Raw genomic sequence first — 11,584 nt, 5'->3', positions numbered from 1 at the left:
GTTTATACTATAAGTTTTGATGGAAATGGTGCGACAGGCACTGCTCCGGCAGCGCAAACGGTGAATGCAGGAACAGTTATAACAATCGGCAGTGGAAGCAATTTGAGCAAAACCGGATACACTTTTAGCAGCTGGAATACTGCCTCCGATAGGACCGGGACGAGTTATGCGGTTGGTGCATCATTTGTGGTAAATGCGGATACTATCCTCTACGCACAGTGGGTAATTAATACGTCAGCTACGCATACCGTTACATACAATGAAAACAGTGGTAGCGGTTCGGTGCCATCACCCCAAACGGTGAATGCAGGAACAAGTATTACCGTCAGTACCGGAAGTAATTTGAGCAAATCTGGATATACTTTTAGCGGCTGGAATACTGCCTCCGATGGAACCGGGACAAGTTATGCGGCTGGTGCATCATTTGTGGTAAATGTAAATAGTACCCTCTATGCGCAGTGGGTAATTAATACATCGGCTACATATACCGTAACATACGATGCAAACGGCGGTAGCGATTTAGTGCCGACAGTGCAAACGGTGAGTGCGGGAATGATTATAGCAGTCGACAGTGGAAGCAGTTTGAGCAAATCCGGGTACACTTTTAGCGGCTGGGATACTGCCACCGATGGGACCGGGACAAGTTATGCGGCTGGTGTATCATTTGTGGTAAATGCGGATACTATCCTTTATGCGCAGTGGTCTGATGCATCGGCTGTGTTTACCGTAACATACGATGCAAATGGCGGCAGTGGTTCAGCGCCGTCAGTTCAAACGGCGGATGTGGGAACGAATATTATAGTCGGCAGTAGAAGCAGTTTAAATAAATCCGGATACACTTTTAATGGATGGAATACCGCCATCGATGGAACCGGGATAAGTTACCCGGTTGGCGCTACATTAACTGTAATGGTCAATATAATACTCTATGCTAAATGGGAAGAAGGTCCAGTATCTGCCGGACTTTATAAAACTTCTGTCATTGCAGCAAACAAAATCGGCAATCAAAACCTTGCTTCATCTCTTGATTATATTTCGGCCTACGCTATGAACGGTGATAATTATTTTATTGTTCTTGGCGCAGATGAGTTAGCATCAAATATTACTCTTTCGTATACTGGTTTGACAGTTGGCATAACACTTATGGGCGATAGTGTAGAACGAACCATCAGCTTAAATACCTATACATTTACAAGTTTATTTGTGATTAACACCGGAGTTACCTTTATACTTGAAAATAACATTACTTTACGGGGAGCGATTAATTCCAATGGAAATGCGCTTGTAAAAGTTAATAATGGCGGAGTCCTGGAAATAAATGATGGCGTTAAGATTAGCGGTAATTCGGCTTCTTCTGGTTCTACTGATTCTCCAACTTATGGAGGTGGTGTGTACGTGGGTGGCGGTTCTTTTACTATGAACGGTGGAGAAATCAGCGGTAATACGGCTAGATCATATGGTGGTGGTGTTTATGTGGGTAGCGGTTCCTTTATCATGAACGGTGGTGTAATCAGCGGTAATAGGGCTTCTACTTCTTCTTTTTCTAATAAGCCGTATTCTTATGGTGGTGGTGTTTATGTGGGTAGCGGTTCCTTTATCATGAGCGGTGGTGTAATCAGCGGTAATTCGGCTTCTTCTGGTTCTACTGCTCTTTCTTTTCCAACTTATCCTTCTTCTTATGGGGGTGGTGTATATGTGGATAGCGGTTCCTTTACCATGAGCGGTGGAGAAATCAGCGGTAATACGGCTTCTGGTTATTCTTCTTCTTATGGGGGTGGTGTGTATGTGAATAGCGGTTCCTTTACTATAAGTGGTGGGGTAATCAGCGGTAATGAGGCTTTTTCTTCTCTTTCTTCTTCTTATGGAGGTGGTGTGTACGTTAATAATGAAGGAATTTTCACCAAGTCAACAGGATGCATTATTTATGGTTCAAATGTATCTGCGGAACTAAAAAACACTGCAAATAATGACTCCCATGGACATGCTGTATATGTTTCTTATGGAAATAAAAAGCGTGACACTACAGTCGGAATGGGGGTTACATTGGAAAGTAGTGTAGCTGGTACGGCAGGTGGATGGGAGTAGGAGGAGGTCTTAATTATGTTATACAGGCTACAACGGAAATACGATGTTGGTCATTTACTTTTCCCAAAGAAGATATTCTACTTTGGATAAAACAAAAGGAGAATTGCAATGGCAAACAACATTCCAGCGAATATAAGAAAATTAATGCTTTCTAAAATTGGGTATCTCCCTATTATAATTAAATTAGAAAAAAGTAACATAACTATTTCGGAAGAAATAATAATGAGTGCAATTGAATTATTAAATCATGAAACCAACAAATGTTTACCACAAAATTGCAGTCATGATGGAATAAGCAAGACCAAAGACGGTCTGGATAAAGAATTAAAATTAAAGCTAAAAACCACATTTAGTTACGCTAAATACGTTTCTGATGTCTTAACAGAAAAGGGTATAACTGAAATTATTTATGTGCAAAGTAAATATTCACATGTTAAAATAAAAGGTATTAAATTATTAGATCAATGGATTTGGTGAATGGAAATCGTAAAGGGGATAAACTGGTGCCTGGCACAAAATCTTAAAAAATGACTAGGCAACGCAGGGGTGCCAGGCACCGGAAATGCCTAGTGTCCCTCGCGCGAGGGACACTACCAGTAGCGTAGATAGCGTTACTTTTCATTTTAAAGTACCAGGCACCAAAAAATCCTAGAGGTAAAGATAAGTGTGCCAAGCACTATGAAAATTTTATATTAGAACAAAATATTTTTGCATAATAATACGATTATTACAAGAGAATGAGCGCAATTATGGCATCTTCCGAGAACTTGTAATATTTTTAGTGTAAACGGTAATCATAGGGGGACTCTATCTTCCCCGTAAATGATTGCGAATTGATTGAGGGCAGCGCCCCAATCCCGTATGGGCATTGTCCATTTTCTGGAAATATTTTTCAAGCCCATAAAAATTAATTTCACCGCAGCCTCGTCATTTGGGAAAGACTGGCGGTGTTTGATAATTTTTTGAATCGTGTAATTAACCGACTCGATAGCATTGGTCGTATAAACCGCTTTCCGGATTTCAGGCTAGAATTTGAAAAACGGTATGACCTCGTTCCATCGACTCCGCCAGGACTTTGAAATCATTGGGTATTTTTTATCCCAGACACTCGAGAACTCGTCCAGCGCTTCAGCGGCAAGTTCCGCTGAAGGAGCCAGGTATATAGTTTTGAGTCCGGCAGTCACTGCCTTCCGGTCTTTGTACGGGACAAATCGAACTGAATTGCGGACCATGTGGACAATGCAAAGTTGAACCTCGGTTTTGGGAAACACCGCAGCAATGGCATCGGGAAAACCGGTGAGTCCATCGACTGCGGCAAGGAGGATGTCCTGTACTCCACGATTTTTAAGCTCGTTCATAATGCTCATCCAGAACTTGGCCCCTTCGTTTTGCTCAATCCAGAGCCCTAAAAGCTCTTTCTGTCCATCCAAACGTATCGCCAAGGCCAAATAAACGGATTTTTTGACCACCGTGGCCCCATCGCGGATATTGACCCGCAGCGCATCCAGAAAAAGTACCGGGTAAAAGGGCTCAAGCACCCGCCCGCGCCATTCACTCGCCAACTCCTTAACCTCGTCGGTTACCCGGCTGATAAGCTCAGGAGAGACATCAACGGCGTAGATGTCCTTGAGATGATCTTGTATTTGGCGGGTGGTAAGTCCCAGAGCGTACATCGAAAGGATTTTATCATCGAATCCCCGAAACTCCCGCTGGTGTTTGGGTACAATTTGGGGCTCAAATGTTCCCTCCCGATCCCGGGGGACTTCGATGGTCATTGGCCCATTGTCGGTTCTTAACTCTTTGGTGTTTTTGCCATTCCGACGATCCGAGATTTGTTTTTCACCCGCGTCGTTTTTCTCATACCCAAGATGTTCGGTCAGTTCAGCTTCCATCGTTCGCTCTACAAGCGCTTTGGTCAGCTGCTTCATGATCCCTTCAGGCCCATAAAAGTCATCGGGTCCATGATAGTCCTTCAGAATTGCATCCAGGACTTCCTTTGAAAAGGCCATACTTGCTCCTTGTTAGTAGTATAGCCGTTTACACTAATTTTGTTACATGTCCTCTTCCGAAACAGAAAATTGATAAAATGAAAAAAAACCAAACTATTTTTCATATTCCCATAACCGCAATTTCCCCATCACATTCATAATCGGTTTTTTATACAAAACAGCCTTGTCAAAAATCCAATGGAAACAGGAAGGCTCAGCAAATTCATCTTGCGAATCATCGATAATATCGACCAGCTCAGCCTCCCCGACAATACATTGGCCAGGCATAATAAACCCATATTTCCTGGCAGCATTTTTTGCTTCGCCTACAGGCATTTTATAAGTAAGTTTCTCGCCCAAACCATACTGCGCAACTATCTCATTTAGAAATTGAATATACCCCTTAAAGGAATCGGGGGCATCTTTAGGCAGAGGATCATACCCATAATATTTAAGATGGTATTTAGTAAAAATATCCGGCATATACTTTAATTCCGGCCACGCAAGAGACTTGCCCGAAGCGTGAATAAGCAGCTTCCCCCGGTATTTAGTATCCCAAGTCCTATTTTCAATAGTTTTTATCCCCCTGCAAACAAGCGTAGCATACGGCTGCCGTATCGATAAAACTTTCATAGAAAGATTATAAAACATCGGCGGAAATGATTCAAGCAGTTATAAATACTGTTAATTCATACCGCCTCCCGTTCCTTCCCACCCCAGCCGCACTATTATCACGCCCTAAATTGGGGGTACCCCCGCAAGCCCCCATAAATAGGTAGAAATTACTACGTAATTTCAAAAACATTTACCTTCGCCATCCGCTGCCCTCAAGAATGGTTTTGAACTTTCATCAAAGGATGCATTTATTCAGCAAACAAGCCTGAAAGTATTTCTTAAAGGCAATGCCGGTCATGTGGATAGCTCAATGGAGCAGACTTTTACGCCTAACGAAATAGTTCGTCGGGCGTATTCGCTTATTGGTAAACAAAAAGGTGAATATGACCTGATTTTCTATAACTGTGAGCATTTTGCACGATGGTGTAAGACCGGTGAATTAAAATCGAGACAGGTAGAGACGGGGTTAAAGGTTGTTGGTGGAATAGTTGTAACAGCAACAGCTATTGTAATAGGTGTAAATGTTGCAAAGGTATTAGAAGAAAAAAAAATAATAAGAATATTAAATAAATCGTCTGGGATGTATGTTTTAAACCTTCAAATGGAAAATAATAAAGTAATCCGGAAAATACAAACAAGCCCCAGGGTAAATACTTGCCCTGGGGTCATTGTTTCGTATTACTAACGGCGGCTGTCGAGTGTCAAGGTAGCATTCTCAATGGCGTCGGCGATTCCTCCGAAAAACCACTGTATGCCGCTAACGGCCTTATCAGCGACTTCATCCCAGAAATCCGGTTCCTCGTCATCGTCGTCTTCCTCTGAGACTTCCCCTGTGTCGTTGGGCTTGAGCCGGTCCATTGGTTTTCCGGTGAGGTTCTCAATGGCCTCGGAAACCCGATTCTGGGCGGCAACATAGGCCGATGTTTTTTTGTCCTTGGCAACACCGGCATTGTTCAGTTCCCGCCACGCCTCTTTTTCCGCTATGTCAAGGGCATTGAGGAGCTTGACTGCCTCATGATAGGGCTTGTCGCTTGCCTCAATTTCCGCCCTTGCTTTCCTGATTGAAAGGAATGTCTTCGCAGACTTTTCCAGCATTGTCAAAACGGTCGCTTCAACATTCCATTTCCGGGCAAGGTGTTTGATAAGCCGTTTCTTGTTGCCGCTGTAGTCGGCATCTGCAATAACGAGCTTCACCAAATCGAAAAGCCAATACGCGCCGCCGTCCAGTTTGTTGTCCTTGCCAAAGTTTGCATAACTGCTGCCAATGACGCAGGTTGAATCATGGTCGGCGCCGCCTTCAATAAAGCGGTCGATTTCATCAACGATGCAATCATACCGGCTGGCTTCATCCAGTTCCGCAAGAAACTTTTCACATTCGCGGATAATGGTTTCCCTTGATTCCGCTAATCCTTCAAGTTTGTTGACATTTTCATCCTCGTCAATGGCCGTTTCTTCCGGTTTTGTGCTGGTCAATCCGAAAAGGTCATCAAAACGAGCCAACTCATCCTTCCCGGCTTTTTTCTCCAGCGAGAGAAGCAGGTAGATAATAATGGCATACTTGTCTTCCTCATCCCAGAGGATTTGCGGATTGTCCAGCGTTTTACCGGTAAGGATATCTTCATTCTTCATGTACATAGTAACCTCCAAAAGAGTATTTGTCCCTGCACAAGCAGGAACCTTGAAACAGGTTAAAACCCAGTTTCTGTTATGAATATACGGCGGGCGCTACGACATATAACGCCGTACCAAATGAGAATTGTAAACTTTTTTAACTTATTTTTGCTGGGAAGCGGTCAATACTCTGCCCGATGGTCTTCTTTTACTTTCGCGCTGCCGCATTCCGGGCATTTCGGGGGGAATACGATTTTTATCCCCATGAAGGTATGGCCGCAGCTTTCGCAGAGGAAAAGGCGCTGCTGATTGCCGGTCGGCGGCATAACGCCGGATGGTTTAGGTTTCATATATGGACCACCTCACTTATAGCCTCAAACTGTTGCCTGAAATCCTCGAGACCTGAACAAGGATTATCCTGATAGATATTCAGGATATTTTCAAGAACCATCCTGACCAATTCCTCCTGCTGCTGTTCCAGGGCAGTATCAATAAGCTGAAAATACTGCTGATAGAGCGATTGCCGTTCCCCGAACCGGTGATTGAGGTATTGCAGCATAACACCCCTTTCAGAGCGGATTACGGAAAGGGCGGTTTTCCGCTTGCGTTCAATATCGGCCCGGTTTGATTTTTCGCGCTCAAGGGTCCGGGCGTATTCTGTAAGCGACTGCATAACGGCCCCAAGGGTCTCGCCGATATAACGGTTTGAATAGTTTTGCCTTCGGGAAGGTTCCGGTAGTTTCGGATACCCTGAATCATCTGGGTCTTCCCCGTAACCCTGCTCTTCATCGTAATCCGGCAATTCCTCGTAATCATTCTCATCATACATCATTGCCGTACTCCTTCCATATTCTTTTGAACAGGATACCGGATTCACTATTACAAAGACTATTTCCACTGACGATATCAACCTCGATGATTTGTTTTAATGCTTTTGTAAGCGAAATCGTCGTTTCAATCCCCATGGCGTCTATGGCGGTAATGTGTTCACCATCAGTTTTGGATAGCTCTTCAATAGCAACAGCAAGTTTTTCGCTTAACGAAGCAATTAAGGTCTCGGCCTCTGATATCCGCTTTGCGATAACCTTAAACCCTGCCAGCGCCGGTTTTAATCGTTCTGTTGCAGCGCTTATGTCGGCCGCAGAAGCTTCCGAACGGGTCAATGCCACATTGCCGTTTATGCCCCAGGATAGCCCCGCCATGGTGATAGCGGAATAGGGTATATTGGGCAGTTCGATTTGCGGTAATCCTTTAATGCCAAACCCTCCCATGGTTTCTATCAACGGGGGTGTGTCCTTGTAATTGTACTTGTCATACACCGCCGCATTGATGCCAGCCGATAAACTTGACAGTACATCGCTTGCTTTGACACAGGATGTTTCCAGCGTTTCAAGTTCGGTCTTTAGAAACCGGACAGTGTCAACCTGAATATCTTTGAATGATGACAGGTTAATGGTTTTGAACCGCGACAATACCGTTACTGCTTCATGAATAATCCCGGTATAGGTTTGCAACTTTAATTTGCTGAAATCAATCAACCGGTTTTGAATTGTCTGTGCCTTCAAGCGTATCCGTTCGGCCATATAGTTGTATTCACTCCGGGCGTCATCCACTAGGGATTGCGCCTGGTGAAAATCAATGGAGCCTTTTATCCCGGCGCCAATGCCGATAGCGGTTAAACCGATACCAATTACTTCGCCTGTCGTAATTGCCGATACTATCGGTATCAGCGGTAACAAGAAAAACATACATACCTCCAAAAGAAATGAAATAGCGGCTCCAATACGGAACCGCCTGACAAGAATTACCGTTAATCGTTCTCGTCAATTTCGCTTATTTGACTAAGCGTGATTGACGGCTTTCCGTCTTTACTTTCAATATTGACATGCACCAATACGAACGATTCGCTTACCAATGGCCCTTTGAGAACCATAAACGGCACACCGAACTGCTTTTCATCCTGTTTCGTCGGCTTTATGCTTGAACGCACAAGGCTGAGCAGATTTTCAAGGCGTTGTTTGAAGGTGATGCCTATTGATGTGAGAAAGGGAGACGGCTCAAGCTTTCCGGCAAGTTCAGCGTCCAGCAAAACCGGCATTTCAATATCTGCCTTCTTAGCTTCCTCGCTCACATCGTACAAGGTACACCGCTTTCCATCTTTTTCATCTATTTCTTTCATAGACATTGCTCCTTTATACTGTATGGGTAAAAACAAAAAGGGAGTACAACTCTGACAGAGCCATACTCCCTTTTCCGGTGAAGAAACATACTGTCCGTTTATGCAGCGCTCGGCACCATTACTGCATAGATGCCTTTCAGATTCCCCTGGGGCTTCAAGACAAACGCCTTATGCTGTTCCGGCTGGGTATACACCGCCCAGGCGGTTTTCGGGAGGTCCTCAAGGTAGCGCAGGTTGACGGTTTCGCCGGTCTGCTTCATGAAAGAGCGAATAACGACAGACAGCTTATCCGCCTTGATGGTTTTTGTCCCTTTGACCGCGCCAAGGTCAATCGTTCCCCGTTTCCGCACCGTAAGAGGCACCACCTTAGCCCAATCGGGAAATTGAACATCGGTCTCCGGCTTGCCAAAACCGATGCTGTCTTTGGTGATGAGGGGCTTGTAATTACCGGGCTTAATCATGGATTTTACTTCGGCGACATGCAGCCGTTTACCATCGGTGCCGATAAGACGGCTTCCGGTTTTCATCGGTTCAACATGGATAACTGATGTAAATTGTGTTCCGTCAATCTTTGAGCAGGCTTTGCATACAAACAATGCGCGGTCGTAATCGTCCGGGTTTTGCAAATGGATAATTTCGACATTTGCTTTCGGCACACGCGCTACCGTGCGTACCCGTGTCTGGGTTGGTGTTACCACCCGTGTCTTTGGCCTTGACCGCTTAACGGTTGTAGCAGGTATTGGCCTCGTTCTTACAAGCGCCTTTTGTGGTTCCTTCTGGGATACCGGAAAAATCGCCGGTAATGATTTCCGCCATTCACCATTGGTTATGGTGTCTATAAAACTGTGATTCTGAGGTTTCATTGAAACCCTCCTCCTATGAAATGATTGTAATAAAAACGCCGAAACTGCCATGACAGATATAGCCGTGACCGTATCGGCGCAGAGAAAAAGTAATGTGCCATGGTTGGCTCCGGTTACTAAGTAACCCGATTAGGCGGCTTTGGTGGCCGCAGGTGTGGCCGCCGTTTGCGGCATATTGGTGGTTTTACGCTTGGCAAGCTCATCGTTCAGGAAAGATTTAAGGGCTTCCAGGTCCCCGATACCCGCTTCATCCAAAGTAATAGTGTGGATGATTCCCCGGGCTTCTTCTTTTTCTGTTTCGGTAAAATAAGCTTGTCCGGATTCGGCAGCGGCGGTAATAAGTATCCCTATTTCCTGGATAATACCTTTACCCCGTTCCTTTACGCTGCCAGCCATTGGCTGTTCCGCAGGGGGTTTGCCGGATGGGGCCGCTTTGGGGTCTCCGGCCTTAGCCTTCACGGGTTTAGCGGGCTTTGCCTCTGGTACAGGAACCACCGTACCGCTTGAGAGCCAGTCGTAGAGGGCCACACCGAAAGCCTCCCCCGGCTTGGTAATGGTTTCATCCTGAAACTTTCCGGTCCGGTCCTTGGTAACGGTCGCCTGATGGTTCTGGTCCATTTCCATAAGCAGGTCAAACTCGTACTCAATTCCCTTGCCCTGTTCAGGCTTTAGCCCGACCTTTTCCGGGGAGGATTTTCCGTTCTTCCCCTCACAAATTACCCATTCGGTATTGCTCCGCATGGTGGCGATGATGTGTCCGGGGAAGTTAAGGATGGCGTCGATAAACCGTTTTTGTTTTGGGTTTACCTTGGCCCAGGGGGAAAAGGTGTTTTTACTGACGCTGTTCTGTGCGATGCGGTCTACCTCATCGGTCAATTCACGCCACGCATGGGACAGGGAATCAATCACCAGCACCTTGTACCCCGCCTTGATAGCCTCGTTCATGGCGGCGATATAAGTATCCACCGTCTTGTTCGCAAGGTCATCCACATCAAACGGGATGCGGTCGGAATACTTTGATGCCGACCGGGCCTCCGTATCAATGACCGCAAAGGGAACACCCATCTTATCAGCAATCCCTTTCGCCATCAGCAAGGCCGTCATGGTTTTCCCGGAACCTGACGGGCCAAATAACGCGCACCGCAAATACAATTGGGTACGCTCCGCTTTCTTAAAAGCCATTTGCTTCTCCTTTGCCGGGTTACTTAGTAACCCAGTAATTTTAATATCAACCACGGCAACAGAAATCCGTGCCGGTGCTGTCTAATAAATCAAACGCCGTTCTTCTTTTTATCCAGTTCCTCTAGTGGTTCAAAGATAAAATCTGTTGGGTTTGCCTTATTCACCTTCAGAAAATATGTTGCTTCTATTTTGGTTTCAAATACCCATACCATGCCCATTGAATCAGCTTTTATGTATTTACCTGTTTTCTTGCTTTTCAGCCTGAGCATTAAGAAACCCTCCTTCCTCCGGCGATAATTTTTTCCGGATGAACCGGAAAATCCCAATCCGCATCCTCGCAGGGAAGGGAGGAATGAATATCGCCCCCTAATACAAGGCCGCAATGTTTTTCCACATATTCCTTCGCCTGGGATTTGTTCTCAGCTTCCACAGAGAAAGTTCCCTGAAAGATAAACCGTGTCTTAATGGCATACTTCATTAGAATACCTCCGTTACGCTGCCGCTTTTACATCCAGGGCTTTAACACAATCCTGATAGTAATTGCAGAACCCACAACAGCGGCAATAGGACAGACATTTGGTGGATTCACCGAGCCGTACTTCAACGTAGTGTCCTTTGCCAAACTCAGCCGCCATGGCATCCGCCGCAGCCTGGTCGTCAAGAAGCCGGACAGCGGTTTTCCTGCCTTCCTTTTTCACGGCATACTTGGTTACTTTATCCCACCGTTCATTGGGATTGCAGGGAGGAATGTCATTGTCTGCAAGCTCAATAGCTCGCAGATAATCCCGTGCCTTATTTCTGATAAAGGTGTCTATCTTGATAAGATTCACAAAGGTAACGTCAAACTCATAGACAAATACAGGATTTGCCGGGTACTGGTAGTCACGGGCAACTTCGCTTTTACTGTGGTCTTTCAGGAGGGCAATAAAGCGGCACTTATTGACGGTAAAGCCATTCTTCCGTAAGAGCCATGCGTAAATCATTCCCTGCAAATACCAGTCCTCAAAATCGCTGAACTTGACCTTCCATACCGAGGCGGTTTTATAATCGCAGATAATACT

The 11,584-nt window shown here is 45.4% G+C and carries 12 protein-coding genes and 3 pseudogenes; 3 read left to right on the top strand and 12 right to left on the bottom strand.

Annotated features, from left to right (window positions below):
* Positions 1-2,085 (top strand): InlB B-repeat-containing protein (locus TPRIMZ1_RS0101300; RefSeq protein WP_010253580.1); only part of this gene is annotated, 2,085 nt, incomplete at its 5' end.
* Between the two features lie 108 nt (positions 2,086-2,193).
* Positions 2,194-2,562: a hypothetical protein gene (locus TPRIMZ1_RS0101295; RefSeq protein WP_010253578.1), complete on the top strand. Its 369-nt coding sequence runs from the start codon at positions 2,194-2,196 to the stop codon at positions 2,560-2,562.
* A gap of 317 nt (positions 2,563-2,879) precedes the next feature.
* Here the strand turns inward: TPRIMZ1_RS0101295 and TPRIMZ1_RS18210 are convergent.
* A pseudogene (locus tag TPRIMZ1_RS18210) lies at positions 2,880-4,094 on the bottom strand (IS256 family transposase).
* Positions 4,095-4,187: 93 nt separating this feature from the next.
* Positions 4,188-4,706, bottom strand: coding sequence for an ASCH domain-containing protein (locus TPRIMZ1_RS0101285; RefSeq protein WP_081503598.1), 519 nt, complete (start codon positions 4,704-4,706; stop codon positions 4,188-4,190).
* Between the two features lie 211 nt (positions 4,707-4,917).
* Here TPRIMZ1_RS0101285 and TPRIMZ1_RS18205 point away from each other — a divergent pair.
* Positions 4,918-5,373 (top strand): annotated as a pseudogene (locus tag TPRIMZ1_RS18205) (lecithin retinol acyltransferase family protein); the annotation flags it as partial.
* On the opposite strand, the gene TPRIMZ1_RS0101275 reads toward TPRIMZ1_RS18205, so the two are convergent.
* The 10 genes and pseudogenes from TPRIMZ1_RS0101275 to TPRIMZ1_RS18190 form a co-directional block, all read right to left on the bottom strand.
* Positions 5,370-6,317 carry a hypothetical protein gene (locus TPRIMZ1_RS0101275; RefSeq protein ID WP_198429882.1) on the bottom strand — a complete coding sequence of 316 codons (948 nt, stop codon included), beginning with the start codon at positions 6,315-6,317 and terminating at the stop codon, positions 5,370-5,372. The pseudogene TPRIMZ1_RS18205 and the gene TPRIMZ1_RS0101275 overlap by 4 nt on opposite strands.
* 164 nt (positions 6,318-6,481) lie before the next feature.
* The gene (locus TPRIMZ1_RS20380; RefSeq protein WP_010253570.1) at positions 6,482-6,649 is read right to left on the bottom strand and encodes a hypothetical protein; all 168 of its coding nucleotides are present in this window, start codon (positions 6,647-6,649) and stop codon (positions 6,482-6,484) included.
* Positions 6,646-7,131 (bottom strand): hypothetical protein, encoded by a 486-nt coding sequence (locus TPRIMZ1_RS19605; protein ID WP_010253567.1) that lies wholly within the window; start codon positions 7,129-7,131, stop codon positions 6,646-6,648. The genes TPRIMZ1_RS20380 and TPRIMZ1_RS19605 overlap by 4 nt, the downstream gene beginning before the upstream one ends.
* A complete protein-coding gene (locus TPRIMZ1_RS0101260) occupies positions 7,121-8,047 on the bottom strand; it encodes a hypothetical protein (RefSeq protein ID WP_010253565.1) in 927 nt (308 codons plus the stop codon). Before TPRIMZ1_RS0101260 ends, TPRIMZ1_RS19605 begins: the two co-directional genes overlap by 11 nt.
* A gap of 62 nt (positions 8,048-8,109) precedes the next feature.
* Positions 8,110-8,478 (bottom strand): hypothetical protein, encoded by a 369-nt coding sequence (locus TPRIMZ1_RS0101255; protein ID WP_010253561.1) that lies wholly within the window; start codon positions 8,476-8,478, stop codon positions 8,110-8,112.
* A gap of 98 nt (positions 8,479-8,576) precedes the next feature.
* Positions 8,577-9,341, bottom strand: a complete 765-nt coding sequence (locus TPRIMZ1_RS20375; protein ID WP_157784161.1) for a hypothetical protein — start codon at positions 9,339-9,341, stop codon at positions 8,577-8,579.
* Between the two features lie 129 nt (positions 9,342-9,470).
* The gene (locus TPRIMZ1_RS0101245) at positions 9,471-10,523 is read right to left on the bottom strand and encodes an ATP-binding protein (RefSeq protein WP_010253557.1); all 1,053 of its coding nucleotides are present in this window, start codon (positions 10,521-10,523) and stop codon (positions 9,471-9,473) included.
* An 89-nt stretch (positions 10,524-10,612) separates the two neighbouring features.
* Positions 10,613-10,792 carry a hypothetical protein gene (locus tag TPRIMZ1_RS0101240; RefSeq protein ID WP_010253555.1) on the bottom strand — a complete coding sequence of 60 codons (180 nt, stop codon included), beginning with the start codon at positions 10,790-10,792 and terminating at the stop codon, positions 10,613-10,615.
* Positions 10,792-11,001, bottom strand: a complete 210-nt coding sequence (locus TPRIMZ1_RS0101235) for a hypothetical protein (RefSeq protein WP_010253554.1) — start codon at positions 10,999-11,001, stop codon at positions 10,792-10,794. The genes TPRIMZ1_RS0101240 and TPRIMZ1_RS0101235 overlap by 1 nt, the downstream gene beginning before the upstream one ends.
* A 13-nt stretch (positions 11,002-11,014) precedes the next feature.
* Positions 11,015-11,584: pseudogene (locus TPRIMZ1_RS18190) on the bottom strand (DUF2188 domain-containing protein); the annotation flags it as partial.

It is taken from the genome of Treponema primitia ZAS-1 (genome assembly GCF_000297095.1).
GTDB lineage: Bacteria > Spirochaetota > Spirochaetia > Treponematales > Breznakiellaceae > Termitinema > Termitinema primitia_A.
This window is presented reverse-complemented; position numbering and strand designations above follow the sequence as displayed.